At 49.4% G+C, this 19,886-nt stretch carries 16 protein-coding genes; 5 read left to right on the top strand and 11 right to left on the bottom strand.

Going from position 1 to position 19,886, the window contains the following annotated elements; translation table 11 throughout:
* Nucleotides 1-20 precede the first annotated feature (20 nt).
* The 3 genes from GHO32_RS02300 to GHO32_RS02310 form a co-directional block, all read right to left on the bottom strand.
* Nucleotides 21-863, bottom strand: coding sequence for a MipA/OmpV family protein (locus GHO32_RS02300; RefSeq protein WP_153335854.1), 843 nt, complete (start codon nt 861-863; stop codon nt 21-23).
* Between the two features lie 72 nt (nt 864-935).
* Nucleotides 936-1,970 carry a DUF1254 domain-containing protein gene (locus GHO32_RS02305; protein WP_153335855.1) on the bottom strand — a complete coding sequence of 345 codons (1,035 nt, stop codon included), beginning with the start codon at nt 1,968-1,970 and terminating at the stop codon, nt 936-938.
* Nucleotides 1,971-2,127: 157 nt separating this feature from the next.
* The gene (locus GHO32_RS02310; protein WP_153335856.1) at nt 2,128-3,111 is read right to left on the bottom strand and encodes an AraC family transcriptional regulator; all 984 of its coding nucleotides are present in this window, start codon (nt 3,109-3,111) and stop codon (nt 2,128-2,130) included.
* A gap of 237 nt (nt 3,112-3,348) precedes the next feature.
* Here GHO32_RS02310 and GHO32_RS02315 point away from each other — a divergent pair, with 237 nt between their 5' ends.
* From GHO32_RS02315 to GHO32_RS02330, 4 genes are all read left to right on the top strand, one after another.
* Complete coding sequence (locus GHO32_RS02315) at nt 3,349-3,702, top strand: type II toxin-antitoxin system HigB family toxin (RefSeq protein ID WP_153335857.1); 354 nt, start codon at nt 3,349-3,351, stop codon at nt 3,700-3,702.
* Nucleotides 3,703-3,752: 50 nt separating this feature from the next.
* Complete coding sequence (locus GHO32_RS02320; RefSeq protein WP_153335858.1) at nt 3,753-4,226, top strand: type II toxin-antitoxin system HigA family antitoxin; 474 nt, start codon at nt 3,753-3,755, stop codon at nt 4,224-4,226.
* A 767-nt stretch (nt 4,227-4,993) separates the two neighbouring features.
* Nucleotides 4,994-7,132: an ATP-dependent endonuclease gene (locus GHO32_RS02325; protein ID WP_153442732.1), complete on the top strand. Its 2,139-nt coding sequence runs from the start codon at nt 4,994-4,996 to the stop codon at nt 7,130-7,132.
* Entirely contained in the window at nt 7,095-8,918 is a 1,824-nt protein-coding gene (locus GHO32_RS02330) for a UvrD-helicase domain-containing protein (protein ID WP_153442735.1), read from the top strand. Before GHO32_RS02325 ends, GHO32_RS02330 begins: the two co-directional genes overlap by 38 nt.
* A 216-nt stretch (nt 8,919-9,134) precedes the next feature.
* Here the strand turns inward: GHO32_RS02330 and GHO32_RS02335 are convergent, their stop codons facing one another.
* Together GHO32_RS02335 and GHO32_RS02340 are read right to left on the bottom strand one after the other, a co-directional pair.
* The gene (locus GHO32_RS02335; RefSeq protein WP_153442737.1) at nt 9,135-10,199 is read right to left on the bottom strand and encodes a hypothetical protein; all 1,065 of its coding nucleotides are present in this window, start codon (nt 10,197-10,199) and stop codon (nt 9,135-9,137) included.
* 272 nt (nt 10,200-10,471) lie between these two features.
* Entirely contained in the window at nt 10,472-11,143 is a 672-nt protein-coding gene (locus tag GHO32_RS02340; protein ID WP_256678606.1) for a hypothetical protein, read from the bottom strand.
* A gap of 354 nt (nt 11,144-11,497) precedes the next feature.
* Between GHO32_RS02340 and GHO32_RS02345 the strand changes: the two genes are divergently transcribed.
* Entirely contained in the window at nt 11,498-11,659 is a 162-nt protein-coding gene (locus GHO32_RS02345) for a hypothetical protein (RefSeq protein WP_153442742.1), read from the top strand.
* Between the two features lie 146 nt (nt 11,660-11,805).
* Here GHO32_RS02345 and GHO32_RS02350 read toward each other — a convergent pair whose 3' ends face one another.
* The 6 genes from GHO32_RS02350 to GHO32_RS02380 form a co-directional block, all read right to left on the bottom strand.
* Nucleotides 11,806-12,081, bottom strand: coding sequence for a hypothetical protein (locus GHO32_RS02350; RefSeq protein ID WP_153442744.1), 276 nt, complete (start codon nt 12,079-12,081; stop codon nt 11,806-11,808).
* On the bottom strand, nt 12,078-13,058 hold the full coding sequence (locus tag GHO32_RS02355; protein WP_153442746.1) for an integrase domain-containing protein: 981 nt from the start codon (nt 13,056-13,058) through the stop codon (nt 12,078-12,080). Before GHO32_RS02355 ends, GHO32_RS02350 begins: the two co-directional genes overlap by 4 nt.
* 905 nt (nt 13,059-13,963) lie before the next feature.
* On the bottom strand, nt 13,964-15,292 hold the full coding sequence (locus tag GHO32_RS02365; protein ID WP_153442748.1) for an integrase arm-type DNA-binding domain-containing protein: 1,329 nt from the start codon (nt 15,290-15,292) through the stop codon (nt 13,964-13,966).
* A 422-nt stretch (nt 15,293-15,714) separates the two neighbouring features.
* On the bottom strand, nt 15,715-17,049 hold the full coding sequence (locus tag GHO32_RS02370; protein ID WP_169989239.1) for a methyltransferase: 1,335 nt from the start codon (nt 17,047-17,049) through the stop codon (nt 15,715-15,717).
* Complete coding sequence (locus GHO32_RS02375; RefSeq protein ID WP_153442752.1) at nt 16,994-17,896, bottom strand: hypothetical protein; 903 nt, start codon at nt 17,894-17,896, stop codon at nt 16,994-16,996. The genes GHO32_RS02370 and GHO32_RS02375 overlap by 56 nt, the downstream gene beginning before the upstream one ends.
* Nucleotides 17,893-19,884 carry a hypothetical protein gene (locus GHO32_RS02380; protein WP_153442754.1) on the bottom strand — a complete coding sequence of 664 codons (1,992 nt, stop codon included), beginning with the start codon at nt 19,882-19,884 and terminating at the stop codon, nt 17,893-17,895. The genes GHO32_RS02375 and GHO32_RS02380 overlap by 4 nt, the downstream gene beginning before the upstream one ends.
* Nucleotides 19,885-19,886 lie beyond the last annotated feature (2 nt).

The following is a 19,886-nucleotide window of genomic DNA, read 5'->3' on the forward strand; positions in this document are numbered from 1 at the left end:
GCAGCGGTGTGAGCGGTTAATCAAAACGAGTACAGCGCGTTCAGATAAGCGCCAGCGCCGACCTTTTCACCCGTGAGCGGGCTGTTGCGGGCATCGGAGACCAGTGCGTAGGTTTTGACCCCGCCTTCAAGGGCGATCTGTGGCTGCCATTGCCAGGTGAGGCCCAGCTTCAAGGTCACGTCACGCATCCCGCCGCCCGGGTGATATTCCTCGAACTGGGTGCGGGCCGCTTGCTGAGCCGTGACACCGAAGCGCGCCATCATGTCGTTCTCATTGCTCCAGGTGCCGTACAGCGTCGAGTCCAGGGTCAATGTTGAAGACAGCGCGTAAGCCGTGGCAAAACCGGCTTCAAGGTAGGCGGTTTTGCCCAGGCGCTCGCCGCCGTAATTGCGGTTGTCGCTCGAGCGCAGGCCGCGCACAAACAGGCGACCGGCCGGCAGCGTCCAGTACGCTTCAGCCCCGACCAGCGCGGTGCTGTCCAGGTTGCCCATGCCCCGCAGATAGTCATCGCGGCCGTCCAGGGTGTGGATTCGTTCTTTGCGGCCCTGGTCATAACCAATCAACAGCGCAAAGCCGAAAGGCGACAAGCCCGGCAAGTCCCAACGCAGGCCCTCAGGGAACGCCGCGCTGAACGTGCCCCACTCTTGGGTCGGCAACACGGCCTTCAATTTCAGCGACGGGAAAGCTGCGTAGTGCGACGAACCTTCGTACAACGGGCCGACACCAAGGCCGCCACCCACGGTCACGGATGGCTCATTTGTGTTGTCTGCGTGTGCCGGCAGCGCCATCGCCAATGCGAGCGTCGCACCTGCTATGAGGGCCACGGGATGCTTGAGAAAGTTTGAACCGCCGATGGTTGTCATTGCTTGTTTCCTTGGTTGTAAAACCAAACGTGTGAGCGTGTGTGCCGGGTTATAGAAGTCGGCTGTTATCAATTAGCGGGCGACAAGCTCTGGCTTGGGGAAGCTCCATTGGCCATTGAGTAGTTGTTCGCTCGGCTGATAAAGCCTGACCGTGTAGTTCCAGCCGGGAGTGGTAGGCAGGCAATTGGCGATCGTCGCGTCGCAACCGCCGAACTGAATGGCAATCGAGCCATCCTCACTTTTCTTGGCGGTGAGGTTGTTCAACGAATAAGCGTCTTGGGGGTTCTTCTGGAAGTAACCGTCGGCGTTATAAACACTGACCGACCAAAATCCATTGACCGGGACTTCACCTACTTTCAGGCGGTAAACGGCGTGCCCGTCGTTCTGCGGCATCACGCCGCCCAGGTAGATGGCGTCCTTGGCCGGGTTGCCGCCCCATCCCGTGGCAGTGCCGATCAAGTGATGGATGGGGTTGACCGCGCCCTTGGGGCCAAAGGACTGGTTGTAGTCAGGGATCGTCGAGCCCAACACCTCCAACGCCGCACGCACTTTGGCCTGGCTGGCCGGGTCCCACTTAGGCACCACAAACTCGCCAACCTTGGCCTGGCTGACTGTCATTGCATCCTGCAGTGCATGGACCTTCTCGAGGTCTTTGCGATCAGCGGGATCGAAGAAGGTGCGCACCGCCACAAAGACATAGCGGGTGCCGACGGACTCTTTGCTCAGTGTCTGACGACCGGCGCCGTAAGTGACGAGGGGCACGTAGTGATCTTCATTGATCACCGCCATCGACATGAAACGCCCATCGGCTTCAGGCAAGGTGATGGTGACGGGGCCTGCATCGAGATCGAACACCGCTGACGAATAGAGCGTGTCCCGGTTCATGCGCACCACATTCTGGGCGTCGATGGGCACGGCCTCGCGGCTATGAACAAAGCGGCCCAAACTGCCCGTCGCTACCATCTTGCCCAAGTAAAGATCGGACTCAGCACGGACAAAGTTATCCACACCCACCGGTATCGCCGCCTCTGGGGAGGATTGAGCGTTCGCACTTCCAACAACTGCCAGCGCCATGGCAAGGATGCAGATCGCATGTAAAGGGGGCATTTAAACCTCTGGGTTTATTGATTGGCGTTAGTTTTTTGACTGTATAAGAACGCCTTGGCGCAAACTTGCCATTTGGTGCCAAAAGCAATGTGAGCGCGCACGCGAAGGCCGCCCCGTAAAGGGGGCGCGCGCAGTGGAGGAGGGTTAGGCGGGGGTATTAACGGTCTTGTTTCAAGAGGCTGCGATAGTGCGACGGCGGGCTGCCGGTCCAGCGCTTGAAGGCGCGAGTAAAGTGCGCGGGGTCGCTGTAGCCGACCATGTAGGCAATTTCGGTGGCGCTGTATCTGGCGCTGGCAATCAACTGCATGGCTTCACTGCGACGAGTCTCGTCACGCAATGCATCGAAGTCGATACCGCAATGTTCCAGGCGCCGTTGGAGCGTACGGGCAGACAGCCCGATCTTTCGTGAAACAGTCACAAGTTTGGACAACTCCTGATCCGCGATCTGCTGCACGAGCGCGTCCGCGGCGTCGGAGGTCGACTTCAAGGCCAAGGTGGTTTTCCAGGCACTGTCCCGAACAGGCTGCAGAGGCGTTTCGAGCAAGTCACGATCAAACTCGATCATGTTGTGCTCAGCATTCATCACCAGATTCGGCCCCAGATACTCCTCAAGCGCCTCATCGCCGCGCTCTCGCGGGTTTTTCAGATGCACACGAATGGCGCCGGGCTCGCCGGACATCAGCGGGATCTTTCTCAACAGCGCCAGCGTGCCCAAAATCACCTGCTTGGGGTCGGCCCCGTGGTGCCCGTTGAAGTGCTGAACCAGCTTAGTCATCCGGCCTTCGGTGATGATCTTCACGTCACTGCCTTGATGCAGCAAATCCGTGTGCACTGCCGCCAGTGCACACGCCTGAGCCAGATTGGTCGAGCCCAGCACCCATTCGCCCCACACACCGAGCGAACGCACCTCAATCAAATGCCCCACCGACGCCCCGGCAAACGGGTCCTGAGCGACCGCCGCCATCTCATTGGCAATATGAAAACACGCCGCCCGTGGAATCCACGCCTCAGGGTTCTGAAACACCTGCGGAGAAATCCCATAACGCCGAAAAAACTCCAGCGGCGATACCCCGCGCATCCCCAGATAAGGAGCAATTTGCCGAAGCGTACTGAGCTTTATCGAGGGCGCAGCATTCGTCATCGCGTTCATACCTGATCAAAAGGCAAAAAATCGGCAGGGAGCAGCGGGAATAGGGTGTTTGCGCCTGTAAGCGCGGGTGATGGCACAGTTAACACGATGTTTGTTTCAGGGACAAGGCGGTGGGGTGAGGGGTGTTCAGGTTGATGTCGCGAAGCTCTGCAAGGGATTTATCTGTTTGACAGATATCTGTTTGGCAGATAAAGTTCGCCACATGCAAGCACGCCGGAGACCAATAACATGCGAGTGGTAACAAAGACGGCGGTTGCACAAGCCATTGAAAAGTACAGCCAGTGGAAAGAAGCACTCAACCTTTGGCTAACCATCTTTGACAGACCGCCCCTTCGGTTTGAGTCTTTTGAGCAAATTCGCGACGTTTGGGTCGCAGCATCAGGGTGGAACGTTGATCGCATTCCGCACTCAAAGCTGAGGAACACGAGTAAAAAAGGGCCTCTTGATATCTATATTTTTGATATCAAGAAAAATGAGTGTCGAATCATCGCGTGGATCAATACGCGAACCGGCACCTTTTACCTGAAGGAGATTCTGCCCCACGCCGGATATGATAAGTGGTGCAGAAGTGATGTTAAGTAGCTGATCAGGAAGATTGGCTCTATTTAATTACTGTAATTATAGGTGACAAGATGAAGCGTGATAAGGTCGAATCCACTGGACTAGATTCCTTCATAGCTAATATTTCACCAATGCTTGATGGCCTGAGTGATCAGATAGCCACAATGTCCAAGTTGTTGTCTGCATGTCATGATCCTATTAAAGATGATGAAGACTTGCAGGGGCGGATGGCGCTAATTGATGAACTCTACTCTCATGCTGATAGTGAAGAGCACGCAGCAGCGCGTTTTGCGGAGCTGGTTGCTGATCGAGTGTATGAGTACGAAACTGAAACGGTGTTGATACCTCTATCTTCCCAGTCTGAAGCGCTCGCGTTTCTGATTTCGGACAGGGGAGTTAAGCAAAAAGATTTGTCTGATATAGCAACGCAAAGTGCTGTTTCTGAAATTTTAAATAATAAAAGAAAAATGACGGTTTCCCAGATAAGAGGATTTGCAGATTTCTTTAAGGTTCCAGTAGAGTTTTTTATGCGCGGTGCGGTCTAAAAAATGGTTGGTTTTTTTTGTGCATAAAACAATGAAGCTATTGGGTGGGTACAACAATAACTTAGTATTAAATATGCAAAGCAGTGTATCTGAAGCCCCTCCACCCTTAAGGTGATGTGGGGCTTTTTAATGGCCGAATGAAGTTTATTGTGTAGCGTGAGAGATATAAGTCGTAAGCGTTCCGTGAACGGCACCGCCGTCCACCAAGACTTAAACCAGAAACAAAAAAGGCCCACCTTGCGGTGAGCCTTTTTCGGTATTGCGTATGGTGCCGGCACCAGACGAACGGTATGTTTCGGCGAGGCTAGGTTTTCCGGGCGTCTGGAGCTCGCTGGAAAATTCGGCGTACCCCAACTAGTAACTATAAATAAATCAGCTAGTTATGGCGCTCGGTGGAATCGAATTCGGGATTTTTTAGATGTGAGCACATTGTCGGTCTGTAAGTAATTCAGAGCCGCATACGAATGGTGAACCCTCCTGAATTTGAACGTTGTCAATCATCTTTTTCGTAGAGAATAGGCAGAAATCCGCCAAAAGCTGCCGTGGAGACAGGCAGCAGACGGCCATAAGCAGTCATTCTAAGGTTCCTATGAATCCGGGACCATTCACTGCAATCCATGCCACAGAGTGCGAACTCCTCGGCCCAGCATGCAGCACATCTATGAATAGAGAAAGGCTGGCGTGTAACGCGACCGGAATGTGAATGGCAAGCAATTGGCGATCTGCTACTGTCGAGTTTTGCGATTCGCTTGCCAAGGACTGCATGTATGCACCTCTCTAAGGTTTCCCTCGTCAACTACCGGAATTTTGAATTCGCAAAATTCGTCCTCAAACCGGGCGTTAACACTATCATCGGGGAAAATGGTTCTGGAAAGAGCAATCTGTTCAGAGCCATCAGACTGCTCCTTGACTCCAATATTTACAGGGCAGCACACGAACTCTCCGAGGGCGATTTTTTCAGGAGAAAGACCTCATGGAAGGGGCACTGGATCATCATCAGCCTGGAATTTGATGACATCAGCACGGATGAAGCAATTCAGTCGTTATTTGTCCATCATGGCGCAATTATTTCCGGCAGCGCTGTCAACAAGGCCACATACAACCTGATTTTTCGCCCAAACTCGCACATTAGGACCAAACTTGCAGCGCTCTCAGCGGGTGACAAAGCGGGACTAGCCACTTTGCAGGAATCAGTGACCATTGACGACTATGAAGTGTGGTTTACAGGGCGGAGCGACGTCGATTTCACCGATCCCGCGTGTTATCAGGAAGTTGTCGGCGACTTCGACGCAGTCTTGTTTCCCCCTCTAGACTCCAAGCTGATAGGCAGCAAGATCCCTCACCAACTCTCAGTTGCCAAAGAGGTGTCATTCACCTTCGTCAAGGCGTTGAGGGATGTGGTGTCCGACTTTAATGGTAACCGGCAAAACCCACTACTCAACCTGCTCACACGCAAAAGCCAAGAAATTGATAAATCCAAATATGAGACCATCACCAACACGGTCAAATCGTTGAATTCAGATATCGAGGCCCTCCAAGATGTGCAGGATGTCAGGACCGATATTAGGACGACGATAAGCGAAACGGCCGGTGATGCTTATGCACCGGCTAGCCTTCATATCAGATCAGATTTGCCAAGTGATGCGGAGAAATTGCTTCAGTCACTGAAGCTTTTTGTTGGCGAAACGGATGAGGAGTACGCCGGGGATATTTCAGAGCTGAGCCTAGGCGGCGCCAATCTAATCTACCTGACCTTAAAGCTTCTAGAGTTTAAATATCAGAAGCAACGTGAAACTGCAGCCAACTTTTTACTGGTTGAAGAGCCGGAAGCCCATATTCATACACATATTCAGAAAACTTTGTTTGACAACATAAACTACAACAACACCCAGATCATCTACTCGACTCATTCCACTCAGATATCCGAAGTCAGCAATATCGAAAGTGTGAATATTTTGGCTCGTAAAGGCGTTCGCTGCGAATCCTACCAGCCATCAGTTGCCCTCACTCGTACAGAAATTATCCATCTGCAGCGCTACCTTGACGCCACTCGCAGCAGCCTTCTGTTTGCCAGGGGAGTGATATTGATTGAAGGCGATGCTGAGGAATTTATCATTCCGGCACTCGTGAAGACAGTCATCGGTGTAAGCCTTGATGAGCTTGGCATCAGCTTGATTAATATCCGAAGTACCGGCTTTGAAAACATTGCCTGCGTGTTCCACCCCTCTCGAATTCGTCGCAGTTGCAGCATCGTTACCGATCTGGACAAGGCTATTACTGGCACGGACGTCCTTGAGACAGACAGTGAAACCATTAGGGCGTACAAATCAAAAATCGCGGGCTCGGCAGAATCAGGCCGCGCGCGAATGACGCGCCTGGAAAACTACAGCCGGAACAACCCCTTCCTCCACTCGTACTACGCGCAACATACCTTCGAAGTCGACTTCTTAATGGCTGACAACACGCATGAAGTTATCAGCGTTGTCGATAGCGTCTATACCGACATACCCACTCGTCGTGCAGCGAAAGCAGAACTCAAGGATGCCGACATTGGTGTGGCGGGTAAAAGAATTCTGACGATGGCCAATTACCTTGGCAAAGGTTGGTTCGCCATATTGTTAGCCGACAATATCAGCCGGGTGACGAACATTCCTGAGTACATCCTCGAAGCAGTCTTAGGAGCTTGTGAAGAATTACCGCGCAAGACAAAGCTCAAGATTTTGAAGCACCGACTCGTCACTTTGACCACCGAAGGTTACTACGAAGAATTTTATGACCAGGCCATTCAAGCTCAGAGTCTGCTAGCCGAGTACGAGGACCGCGACCTACCATTTTCCACGTTGATCGCCGCACTGAGCGATCTGCTGAATGAAGATCCGATTCTGGCAACTTTCTTGGGTATTTAACATGGTGGATCTTGCAAGCGCTGGCCTTGATAGCAAACAGATTGCGGCCATCAAACTCCCTGGCAGCGTGTTTCTAACGGCATGCCCGGGAAGCGGAAAGACGAAGACACTTACCTATAAGATCGCTACTGAACTGTTAAAAATTACTGATCACCGCAAATTCGTCGTGGCCATCACATACACACACCGTGCTGCAGACGAGATTCTGGAGCGTGTTGAGAGGTTGGGCCTGCCGACTGCGCAGCTCTGGATTGGGACGATACACTCGTTTTGCCTAGAGTGGATCATTCGGCCTTACGCGATCTATGAACCTCGCTTGGAAAGCGGATTCACAATCATCAATCAACCCGATACGGAGGCACTACTGGAGGAGTTGTGTAAGTCTACGAACTACCCAAAGATCAATCCGTATGATTGCGGTTATCACTTTGTTAACGGAAAAATAGCGTTCCTATGCTCTGACACAAAAAAACATACAAATGTACGCGACGTACTAAAACGCTACTTTGCAATTTTGAAGCAAGATAGGAAAATTGATTTCGAACTAATTCTGTTTTTTTCACACAAACTAATTTCTAAGCTCCCGGAGATCGCCAAACACTTAAGCAACTTATTCAACATCATATTGCTCGATGAGTATCAGGATACTAAAGAAATACAGTATCTGATTTTATTCTGCATATTTTCTTCGCGTCCTGATCAGACCCAGGCGTTTATCGTGGGCGATCGAGATCAGGCTATTTTTAATAGTCTCGGCGGATACGCCGTCGCTTTTGATGAATTCAAGTCAAAATCGAATCTCTCAATTGAGTCCCTCTCACTCGACCACAATTACCGCTCATCGACAAAAATCGTTGAGTATTTTTCCCACTACAGATTGCACCCTGGCCCGATAACTGCCCATTCCGAGCATAAGCATTATCACAGCATCATCAGCTACGACCATAAGACCCCAGCTAATAGTCTGGAAGACGAAGTCGAACGCTTAATCCGCTATAGCCTGTACGTGCAAGGGATTCGCCCTGAGGAAATCTGCATCGTCGGTCCTCAATGGCCTTCATTGGCTGCCATCACCCGACGTTTGATGAGCAGGCTTCCGGAATGCAGCTTCGATGGCCCTGGCATGATTCCGTTCGGAAGGGAACTTGACAATTTTTGGTACAAACTTAGCCGTTTATGTTTGTCAGACCCTGCACCGGATATGTATTTGAGAAGAGTTCGCTGGGCAGCTGAGGTGATAAGTGCCCTGGACGACGGTGGGATCAAGTGTGGCCATACCCCAAAAACCCTTTTAAAGGAGCTGAATACCATTCAGTTGACGGAGCAGAATGGCATGCAATACCTCGAGTTGTACTTCAGTAAATTTCTTCAACTGATACGAATACCTTCACTTGATAGCCATCCAAGCCTGCATATTCATTATCTGTCTTTTTTTGAGACCGCCCGTAAAAAGATAGCGCGTGCCAAAAGCGATGGCTTAAATCTGATCGAGGGAATAGATAACTTCAAACGTGCTTTCCGACCAAGATCAGGTATTACAATTTCGACAATCCACGGCATCAAAGGCGCGGAGTTTGACAATGTGATCGCCTTTTCCCTGCTCCAAGGCATGGTTCCACACTGGGCAGATCCCAAGCAATTCGACAGCGCAAAAAAGCTACTCTATGTAATATGTTCGAGGGCACGGAAGAATTTATTTTTGATATCCGAGACCGGTCGGGGGAAAACGGCCACGAGCGAACTGGAAAACACTAATTACTCATATGACACCGTGCCTGAACGTTGATTTAATCGACTTGGCTAAACCTTTCATCTCCATTGTCGTCTGAATCACTGAGTCCGTGTCCGCTCAGCGCCAACAGCTCGCGACGGTAACGGCAGAGAGCGGCCAAGAGCCTCCGTTCGCTTGGTCAATTTCGCTTAAGCTTGTAGAAAGACACGCTTGCACAAATAGGAACTCAGTGGACGGAAGGATCGACAGTTGAGCGAGTTGTCTCTCATACTACGGATATATACGGCCACGTTGAACTTCAAACCTTTCCGTATAACAATGCATCATGAGATCTCTATGAGCTTGATAGGGTTCGCCAGCATTTTTATTAACCAAGGCAATCTCCTTAAATGATGTTTTATTTAAAAAACCAACATCTAGGCGTGATGCGAAATTCATAAATTTCGAGATGTACCGATTTTCATATATATTTTGTATTTCTGCCTTTGCAAGGCACTCAATATGCACTCCGCACCTATTTAGGAATTCTTCTTTCTCAGCGTCAGTGAACTCGGGAAACATATCAAAATCTACTTTCCAGTCACCATATATCCTGATCTGCTGCCAGGAGTGATGCTCCATGCTGTCTGCAATTAGAAAAAATTTAAATGGATTCGTAAATACCGAGGCCGGAAGAACTAAATAGTCAAGACCCGCATGAATTGTTAGGTGAACAAATTCGTGATATTCGTTATCTGGTACAACTATAAAGGCAACGTGGTGCGACTCAAAAGTAACGTTTTTGTTGATGCGCCATTCTTTTTCCCAGCGCATATCATAATTTCGACCGTAAGCCTCTAATGCAAAAGGCTCATTGAAAACTAGCCGGCGAATTGATTCTTCATCTTCCTCATTAACATACCTTACAGGTATCATTCCCAAAGATTGAAGAAAGTCATGATAGAAGATGATTCCATACTCTGAGTTTCGAGCCTCAAAGTGCTGAGCTACTTCTTCCTGCGTACAATGCGCAAAACTAACGGACTTAATTTCCTGAGGGAGCCCTTCCCCCTTTTTGAACTTATTGGCATAAAAACCTTTTGGGTTTGCGGTTAGTTCTCTGTTGTTCAATACCCTCAAGAACCTTTCTTTAGCTGAGAGCCCAGCTATATCCTTCACTACTCGCGCTGCCCCCACACCTTTCTCATATCTACAAGATGGATCGCTGACCACATGCAAAAACAATTCAACGTGATAGTCGCTGTAACGCTCTATTATTCCTTCGAATTTTTCTATTTCAGGATCAAAAAGATGTTTCTCTACAAAAGAGATTCTGCCATTGTTAATGGTTATCATAATATTTCCATTAGAGTGAAACGCCTCTAGCTTCGCAGATACGTCCGAACGGCTACTTTTGGCCGCTCTCTACCGTTCAAGACAGGTAGGCGTCGGCCAGAAGCCACTCACCAGAGGCAACTATTGGCTGACCGTGGATTATTTTGCGCTGTCTGTCAGGCCGGTGCAAAGAAGTCTTAACACCGAGTAAAGAATTGGTGGGGACTGGCTTCTTCGTGAGTGTCGATGCCATGGCGTAGAAATACCTTTTTTATCTGTTCTACTGATTTCTATTAACCCGTTCTGACCAATACTACCGCACGTGGAGTTGATGTATCACCTTTCCAAGAGGATTTCAACTCGTCGGCTTCGCGCGCCAGTTCCAGCCCCTCCAGCAGTTCGTTCGGTAGCTCAGAATCAGGATGCATTTTACGGAGTGATGACAGCACACTTGCCAACCAATATCGCATTTCAGTGGCTCCAGATGAACCGTATAAAGTCTGTTGAAGAGGCGTACCTATCAAGCCCAATTCAAGAGCTCGTCCAAAGCCATACATACAGCAAGTCGTTGTGGCCTCATCATAATGGCCAACTTTGCGGACCTGGCGTAGTGGAGTTCCCCACTGAAGTGTACCCGATCGTTTGGCGCTGTTTTTCAAAGGTCGAAGACCGTCTGCGACAAAGTAAGCAAAATCGAAACCCGAACCTTGCGGATAAAAAACACCGAATGTACCTACAGATGGTAGGAGAGCACTAGAAAGCAGGTCGTAGGGGAGATGAACTTTTGCTGTCGTAGCGCTTATTGATGGCCGGTTTGAGAGCAAGTCCCACTGTTCCAAGTTCGCACGAAAATTGTATGGAACAGACGCTGTGGTATGACATACAAGCGAGTTGGTAGTGACCTTTGCTTGATTAAAAGTAACACGTGCACCGCTAGGATTACCCGCAGGGTAATGAATGATCATTACGTCACATAATTCACAGCGAGGGACTGATCGGCCAACACCTCGAGTAGCGCTAAATCTCACTTGGTAACGATTACCATGATATTCCTGTGCCAATGCGTTGGGCCCGAGTGCATTGAACGCGCGGATAAATGCACGAAAAAGCGCAATTTCACCACGAGCGCCCAGTGACTCTGTGCGAAAGGCATTCCGAAGGGCTGATCCAATCATTAGGTTTATAGCTTCCTTAATTTCTAAAACCCTTGAGGGAGGTGACAATCTGCCAATTTAGCAACGATTCATCCCACCGGGGGCCTTTTGCTCAACGACCATACTTTCTGTGTTTAAGACTGGATATTTGAAGCGCGACCGAGCATGGCGATCGTAGCCATTGATATTGATATCGTCTATTGCAGGATTGAAGTCGTCGCGCGGGATCGCCAAGCGCGTACACACGAAGCCCGGCTGAGCGACTGCTTCTGGCCGATTCTGTTGAAAAAGTCGGTTTTCCTAAAACGCTCGAATATTGATGGATGAAAACACCTCCGTTGCACGCGGCTACGTGAAATCCGAGTCCTGAACCTTCTGCCCAAAATTCAGATTTCAATCTCAGGCGCGTACTTTTCTGCCGTGGAATTCGAAGCCGACTTTTTCAACAGAATCGGCCGTTTTCTGACCTTCATCTAGCGGTTGAACTGCCAGGGTTTTCCTAAGCGATGAGTGAGTAATTGCATGGTCAGCAAATAGTAATAGCGCGTCGATTCAGTGTGCTGGTTTAGGTGGTGATTCAAAAACCACGCAAGGTGTTTTCTCTGCCAAGTCCATGGAATGTCCCGTTGCCAGCGATCAGTGATTGCTGCTTGGATGGCCTTCGCCTGACGCAGGTGGCGTTGGCGCGTGGTGTGCGATCCGGTCAGGACGCCCGTCAGGAACAGATCCATATCGAATACCGTGCTCATGCGCGACCACCAATGTAAGCGGCCACCACGAAGATACGGTTGTGCCCCAGCTCATAGCTGATTTGTACTCGGGCTTCCTGATCGAGACGTCGGTCGAGTTGATAGCAATGGCCACCGTTGATGGGGGCGGGATGGTGGGTGATTTGCTCATAGCGTTCGCACGCATAGGCTGCCCGCAATTCGTGGAAGCCTTTGAGGTTGTACTGATGGAGGATGTCCCGTGCAGGACGGACGATTCCTCGTTGGAAATCGAGGTAGGTTTCGTTCGGTGCAAGTAGGTTGCGGCTACCGTCGGGTGAGACCTGTTCGGCGAATCTCAGCGCCTCGCGAATATGATCATCCGCCCTGATCCAGCGAGGTGCCGAGGCACCTGAGCGGCCCCCCTTGGTGCCATCCTGGATGTTGATCTTGCCGTTTTGTTCGGCCTCACGTTTTAAGCGCGGAAGGTCTGCCAAAATGGCCTCACGTAAGCGCATGCCGGTGGTTCGCGCTAATTGAGCGATGGCCGCGGCACGCGGCTGCTTGTGTGCGCAAAGCACCTCTACGACCCTCTTCACATGTTCGCGGTCTTGGCCTTGCGGGACCGAGCGACGGACACTGTTGCGGTGCATTCCCAGCGCCTTGCTCGGACTCGGTACTTTCACATTCTGATCACCGCGAAGCGCGGCCATGGTTCGATTCACACTGGACAACCGGTTTTGCGCAGTGGCGATGGCGAGCTCACCTTGTTCAACTTTTTGGCGCAAATTTCCGGCGTAGTCCAGCAAGGTCTGCCGATCAATTTGTCGCGCATCGTTAAACCCTGGTCCATCCTCCGACCGACACCAGCGCACAAATGCCTGCCAGCGATCACTGTGCGCTTTGACTGTGCCGTAATGCCCCCCGCCAAATAGATCTTTCAGCGCTTGCGGCCCGGCATAGCTCAATTGCCGACCATAGCCAAAATTGCGCCCATCCCGTTTACCCACCAGTGCCATGATCGAACTCCTCTCGAAGCCAAAACGTTGAAGTTTTTCCCCACGTCATCCCGCCACGAATGTTGAGTGTTATCAGGGAGCAAGGCCCCTGCGACCTGTGAGGGTTGTCCACTAACGCGGGACTGGCGGCTCTTTACGACCGGGAGCTTGGGCATCTCATGATCTGGCCTCCTGAACACTTCCGAAGAAGTGGGCGGGTGGAGGCTGCTCTGGCTGACGAAACCGACGCCGCGAGATCCTGAGTCGGGTGAAGGCAGCTATGCGATGACCGGGGCATGCCTGACTGTCAGTCAGGTGCAGTCCATTCCCTGGACTGCGGCACCATCATCTGCATCGCTGTTGCTGTGACTTCGGTGTTTGTCACGCCGATTGTCACGAGGGGGAATGCCGCAATGCCTTGTACGAGGCGGGCTGCAGCAGCGGTAGGAGCGCCCGTCTCTTTCCGGAAGAAAGAGACGGGCGCAGGGTTGGCGCAATGAAATGGCCAAAAGGATAGATTGCTGCAGGGCAGCTATAAAGGGGTATGAGTTGCCGCATTGGGCACTCTGGTAGAAGTAGGCATCCATCACATTGCTGTGACCGTACGAGCCGCCGGACGCTAATCGCACTTTGGGAGAACCACCACGGTGTGGCGTAACCTTAAAGGTCCTGGCTACCTGGGTTGCTGTCAACGACAGCGCTTGCCCGATCTTTTCTACGCCTGTGGATAATTTGGGTCAAGGCTCGGATTTTCGGGAATTCTGCGGCTGTGGATGAAATTATCCACCGGTGGAAATCTATGGTTTTCCACAGACAATTAGCGTGGGCTTTAGATTTTTTAAGTGAGGTCCATCCAAGCAGGGCGGCTTTGCAGCCCCGCTTGGATGGACCCGCGTGGAAGGGCGGACAACGGTGATCTCACAGGCTTACCCACGTTTGGATGCGCCACGGCTATTTTGTAGGGCCGTGATGTTGTCGCCGACTGGGTGAGCGAATTCGTGGGGTGTCACATGCCCATGGCGGTTGGCGTCGATGTAGTTGCTCCACCACGCCATGATTAGCCTGCGTTGTTCGAGGAATTCAGCCTTGTGGATATACGCGGCGCGCACGCGGTTGCGTTCCTTATGGCTCATTTGTCTTTCGATGGCTGCGTCGGTCCATAACCCGGACTCCAGCAGGGCGCTACAGGCCATGGTCCTGAAGCCGTGGCCGCACACGTCCTTGCTGGTGTCATAGCCGACGTTGCGGAGCATGGTGTTCACCGTGTTCTCGGACATGGGCTTCCAGTACTTGTGGTCGCCCGGTAGCACTAACTCTGAAAAGCGACTGAGGCTGCGCACGCGCTCCAGTATTTCGATGACCTGCGGCGACAGCGGCACCATTTGAATATCGCCATTCATCTTGGTCCCACGTGTGGAGTTGCGTACCCCTTCAATCGGAGCGCGTGTATCGGGGATTTCCCACATGGCGCGTTGGAGGTCGAACTCACTCCATCGAGCGAAGCGCAGCTCGCTGGAGCGGACGAACACATGCAGAGTCAGCAGCACGGCGAGGCGCGTCAGCTCGCGGCCGTTGTAGTTGTCGATACGGTGTAGCAGTTCGGGTAGGCGGTTGAGGGAGAGGGCCGGGCGATGGACTGTGCGCGGCGCGTGAATCGAGCCTGCCAGATCCAGTGTAGGATTCATGGTGATCTGCCGAGCCCTTTTGGCCCCGCGCATGATGGTGGATAAGTAGTTCTGTACCCTTAACGCCACATCCATGGTGCCGCGTTCCTTGATGCGCTGGGTGATCTCTAGCAGGTCATGGGTATCGAGTTCAGCGATGGGTCGTTGGCCGATCAGCGGGAAGACGTGGGTACGCAGTCGGCTCATCACGGTTTTTGCGTGTCCTTCGGTCCAGCGACGGGACATGTCGGCGTGCCACTCCAGAGCAACGGTTTCGAAAAGCAATGCCGCCCGCTGGGCTACGATCTTGGCCTTCTTTTTTTCTTCCATTGGGTCGAGGTTGTCTAGCAGCAACGCCTTGGCTTCGTCTCGCTTACGCCGTGCGACGGAAAGGGTAACGATGGGGTAATTGCCGATGATGAGCGTACCTTCCTTGCCGCTGGGCTTGGTGTACTTCAAGCGCCAGGTCTTCACGCCATTGGGCTTGACGAAAAGGTACATGCCGCCGCCGTCGAACAGTTTGTAGGCGCGTTCGCGGGTTTTGGCCGTGCGGCATTGCAGGTCGCTGAGGGGGATCGCTAGACGTGGCATAGGGGTACGCGCTCCTGACCGGGAAATCGCAGTACCCCTAACATACCCTCGGGGAAGGGGGATTTTGTTGGATCCCGACAGAGGGTCCTGGAACGAAAAAACCCGCCAAAGGGCGGGTTTTCGGGGCTTCCAGAGCATTCGGTGGAATGCAATGGAGCCTAATGTGGTGCGGCACCAGGAGTCGAACCGGAAGGTTAATACATGTTTTTAAAAAGTTTTTTATATATGGAAATTGCGTGCTATCCCTTCGAGTACCTTTTTCCATGGCAGGAATGGTTCGGTCTTTTTAAATAAGATTTATATGCGAGATGAAAATAGCAGGGGATGCACCGTTGCGGTTATGGAGTTCAGAACAGCTTGTGAGATTTTGATGAACATGTCGGTAGAGCCTAAGCATGCCTAATGCATGATTTTTTGGCGGCTTAGCTTATAGCAGCAAAAAGAGGCGATAAAGACTCGGAAGCTAATACGTCGCTGCGAACGCCATTGAGTACTGAAACTTTCTTTCCCCAAGTCATTGAGGTATAGACCGATCTCTCAATGCTTTCGCAAGTTTGGTAGTCAAATCGCTCGTAGGATGATTTGTAGGAAATAAATTCAGCAGGGTAAATCTTTGATAAATCGAAGTGCGGAAGCTGTTTTAATGTCTCAACTTGAATGAATTTTGCACCTGCACCCTTTAGAAGTATTGATTTCCCATCATCATTTGCTAGCAATACTCTTAGATAGAATAGTACCTTGAGTGCGAGTTCAGGAAGCGGCTGGATGAAAACTATGCAATCAGTGCTGGTAGGAATAGCGCTAGTTGGATAAAGACCAAAGGAAAGATGAGCATTCCTAGATACGCGCTTTACCCCCACGCAAAGTAACTCATGAGAACTTTTGTGATAGCTGCGCCATCCCCCCCCTTCGAAGGAGTCAGAATGGTTGTAGCCGAATTTCTTGTAATCTTGCCTGATGGGGCCTCGACTAATTTTGCAAAATGTCGAAAGGGGTAGCGTACTCGAGGTCAAAAGTCTTTCGAATTGGAAGTTGCCCTGATAAAATGAATGGTCTAAACGATATCCATTGCGTATGAAGTCCTGATTTGTAATTTTCACTTCTGGGTTGCCATCGGTGCTTCTTAATGTTAAGTCTTTTTGTTTGATTCCTTTCTTGAATACCAAAAGATAAAATGCGCCTTCGATGTTAGAGAAGGATCTAGCTGGTAATTGATAGGCATAAATAAAAGCCCCGCGTGAAACAAACCATTCGCGATCTTTTTGTAGTCTAGTAGAATTAACTAGCGTATCTGGAACTATAGCTAGTAGAGTGCCGCCTTTTTGAAGTAGGTCGACACACTTCTTGAAAAATATTAGTTCTATAGGCCATTTCCTACCCTCATGATTAATCCATTTTTCGGCTCTGGCAGAAAAGGGAGGGTTGGTTATAATTAGATCGAAACTATCATCAGGCCTATCTTTAGACCAAGAAACAAAGTCTGCATTAATTAGGGATAGATTATTATAAACTGCTCGTATAGCCTCTAATCGTTTTGCATCAATATCTACCAATGTCAAGCTCTCATTGAGTTGAGAACTATAAAGTGCGTCCAAAAGTGCACCTTCACCTACAGCAGGGTCCAGTATTTTCTTTGCGGAGCTTGGAACGTGCTTTTTTAAAAGCTTTACGACCGCATATGGAGTTTTATGAAAATGCAATTTACGGAACCATGTAGTGATAGTAGTGACGGCGTCCGATACCCCGACTGCGTTCACTGCGCTTTTCCGGCTGATCATACAGCAGACGCGTAGAGTTCGGATTTTCGAGCATTAGTAATATTGCTGCTAGAGAGTTTGGCTTTGTTCCCAGAGGCACTATGTAATTGATTGTTTCGGAGTCGTTAGCTTTTACCTTGTAAAGGGATCGCAATGCATCTGTACAACTACTGGCACTGCAGTATCCAATTCTGCTGCTAAAAGATTGATCATTGAGTGCCTGTAGGTTTCTACGTATAGATTTGACCTCCCACCCTGGTCTAAAGGCTGGTAAGCCAAAGTAAATACGCGCCTCATCACTAGATACATCGTATGTCTCGATAGCATTTTGGAGTCTACCACCTTCAAAGCCTACGAAAAAAATAAATCTTCGAGCAAGCTCACTGTCTACCGGCATGGAGATGGTTGGTATTCCGGTACCCTCAAAACCAGATATTTCGTCGGATAACGAAAACTCCTCATGTTCAAGGGTGTTTTTTGCGCCCGCTGAGTACTCAGCAGGTTCAACATACAAGATTACAACTTTCAGCCCTTTTAAGTGATGTAGCGATTTTAAAATTAGCGCTAACTCAGGAATGTCTAAGCTGGTAGAGTCAATCATGACCGAGTTTAGAGGTATTGAGTCAAAGTATGAAGCCAAGTCGTGGCACTCAACTGCCTCCTCGCCTACTTTCAAGTCAAGAGAATCTTTCCGGTATTCAATGGTTAGACTTTTCTCGCACTCTTTTTTAAATAACTCAATTGAATACCTTGAACGATCATCAATGCCAATGCCTGCGATTCCAAGTGAAAATTCATTCGGAAAAGAGTATTCTTCTTCGCTATAAGCAGACCGTATGTCTATCATAATAAGGTTGCTTGTTTTGGTTGGCTTAAAGAGTCATCAACATTCGACAGGCGCAATTTTTTTCTGAGATCGGGAGTCACAGCAGCCTCACCAATCAGATACATTTGGCGAAGTGTTGATGCCTCAATCTCAATTTTTCTACCTTTGCGATAACTAATAAGGAAAAAAGGTGAGTATACGGGGTTCAATACATAGTCATAAACAGCAGCGGACGCGCTAGATTTATTTTTTGTGGATTCTATTGCTTGAAGAACTCCCCACTTTTCCGCCTCTTTAAAAAATTTGTCGTCTTCTTCAGTTAATGCGCTGTCATCCTCTTTAATTCCAAAGTGGGTGACTTCTGTCTCGCTTTGTGTTTCCTTGTCTTGGCAAAGCTGAAAAACCCTGCCTAAAGCTTTCACGAAGTTACTTAGCTGAGAGCCTAGAGGAGTAAATCTGGTAATCTCTTTGACCAATTCCTCACTGGTACTTTTAGCGGCTAAATGTTGAAGTCCTCTGTCGATTATAAAGCTTTCGGTTAAGGTCGAGTCGTCCAGCAAACTAAATGCACTTTTGCAAAGCTCCAGAAAATGACGGACATTTTTTCCGGAAAGCGCGGAGTAAACGTCGAAGCCTGAGTAAAAAGTGCTGCCCGCTTTATGAGAGCGAATTATTCTTAAGTAGCAGCCGATAAAGTTGTTGTGCTCCCAAGCGGTTTTGTTAGTAAATTTATTGTCTTTGTTTTGCTCCAGCTTTTCTAATTCGAACCTGATCTGAGCTGGGTCTAGATTTTTTCTGTACAACAGTGATGAACATACAATAGAAGCTTTTCGATTAGTGTTTGAAAGGAAATCTTCAACGCTTAGAGGTGAGTGTCGCTGTATTAGAGCGCGCTCTATTTCGGCATATAATTTTTTGTAATACCTTGAGGTTTCAAAAATCTCATCTGCGAGATCCTGATGCGTTCGACCAGGGAATATACCCTCGACAATCTCCCGGCAATGCTTCTTATATTCGGCAGTGAATCTATACGGCAAGCCGTCAGGGTTTGAACAAGCGTTTAAGTCTATTTTTAACTCTTTCGCTAAAGTCGGTGAGGCTTCGCTTAATTTCTTTAAGAAAATCTCGGAGACGAAATCGTCGAAACCACTTCGTTCAATTTCCGAGTCTAGATTTACAATAGTGTAATCCGCTCTGTTTTCTAATCTTTCTTCGCTTAATGTCGCTGTCTCTGACATTCCGTTAAGTTTTATGGCGATGTTGAATATTAGAGGTGGCTCGGAATGCTTAATTCTGGTGTTTATAATTTTTTGTTGATAGCCCAATAAATTTTCGTATTCGTCAATGTATACAAAAAAAACTGTAGCTTCAAGACCTGGAATTTTTTCTTTTGCGGCTTCTACTAAGTAGTGTAGGAATGATACGGGTAGCTTTTCAAGCTCGCTTATCCCGCTTACATTTTGGATAATGCTGTCGGTTTTTCGAATTCTACTTTGGATTTCGCGCAGAACGCTATTGAAGTCTGATTTTTCAAATCCAAAATCTAATACGCCTTCGAAGTCTACGCTGTCAGTGTCACTTTTATGGACCTGCTCATAGGCGCTTTCAGCAATTAGTTTTATACTTGATAGAACTTCAAGTCCTAATCGGAGATTTAAGTAGTGGTCGAAGACAGGTGACCAGTCATCATCCGTCATCCCACGTTTTTGCATAATCCTAAGGAACTGTGTATCTGCCTTCCAATAGAGGCCAACACTTTCTGCCGCGTTCTCTGGTAGTTGAGTTCTGTTGGGAGAGAATTGACTATGGTAGGATAGATAGCGCAGTAGCATAGTTTTGCCACTGCCGCGACCACCCTCTAGTCTTATTGGCATGGTGGATATGAGCTGAACTCGATTGAAAAATCTTGGAATGACAAAGTCACTCCAAACATCTTTACCCAAATGCTCTGACCTGTTTTTTGTCAGTGAGTGTTTGACTTGCGATATTTCAGATGTAGAGTCTTGCATGG

Origin of the sequence: Pseudomonas sp. FSL R10-2189, from assembly GCF_009600325.1 — a bacterium.
Classification (GTDB): domain Bacteria; phylum Pseudomonadota; class Gammaproteobacteria; order Pseudomonadales; family Pseudomonadaceae; genus Aquipseudomonas; species Aquipseudomonas helleri.

Coding starts and splice junctions, on each gene's coding strand:
- GHO32_RS02375 (WP_153442752.1), bottom strand. CDS start 17,896: ATGATAGACATACGGTCTGCTTATAGCGAAGAAGAATACTCTTTTCCG.
- GHO32_RS02340 (WP_256678606.1), bottom strand. CDS start 11,143: ATGATCATTCATTACCCTGCGGGTAATCCTAGCGGTGCACGTGTTACT.
- GHO32_RS02325 (WP_153442732.1), top strand. CDS start 4,994: ATGCACCTCTCTAAGGTTTCCCTCGTCAACTACCGGAATTTTGAATTC.
- GHO32_RS02355 (WP_153442746.1), bottom strand. CDS start 13,058: ATGGCACTGGTGGGTAAACGGGATGGGCGCAATTTTGGCTATGGTCGG.
- GHO32_RS02380 (WP_153442754.1), bottom strand. CDS start 19,884: ATGCAAGACTCTACATCTGAAATATCGCAAGTCAAACACTCACTGACA.
- GHO32_RS02345 (WP_153442742.1), top strand. CDS start 11,498: ATGGCGATCGTAGCCATTGATATTGATATCGTCTATTGCAGGATTGAA.
- GHO32_RS02310 (WP_153335856.1), bottom strand. CDS start 3,111: ATGACGAATGCTGCGCCCTCGATAAAGCTCAGTACGCTTCGGCAAATT.
- GHO32_RS02350 (WP_153442744.1), bottom strand. CDS start 12,081: ATGAGCACGGTATTCGATATGGATCTGTTCCTGACGGGCGTCCTGACC.
- GHO32_RS02365 (WP_153442748.1), bottom strand. CDS start 15,292: ATGCCACGTCTAGCGATCCCCCTCAGCGACCTGCAATGCCGCACGGCC.
- GHO32_RS02335 (WP_153442737.1), bottom strand. CDS start 10,199: ATGATAACCATTAACAATGGCAGAATCTCTTTTGTAGAGAAACATCTT.
- GHO32_RS02330 (WP_153442735.1), top strand. CDS start 7,095: ATGAAGATCCGATTCTGGCAACTTTCTTGGGTATTTAACATGGTGGAT.
- GHO32_RS02300 (WP_153335854.1), bottom strand. CDS start 863: ATGACAACCATCGGCGGTTCAAACTTTCTCAAGCATCCCGTGGCCCTC.
- GHO32_RS02320 (WP_153335858.1), top strand. CDS start 3,753: ATGAAGCGTGATAAGGTCGAATCCACTGGACTAGATTCCTTCATAGCT.
- GHO32_RS02315 (WP_153335857.1), top strand. CDS start 3,349: ATGCGAGTGGTAACAAAGACGGCGGTTGCACAAGCCATTGAAAAGTAC.
- GHO32_RS02305 (WP_153335855.1), bottom strand. CDS start 1,970: ATGCCCCCTTTACATGCGATCTGCATCCTTGCCATGGCGCTGGCAGTT.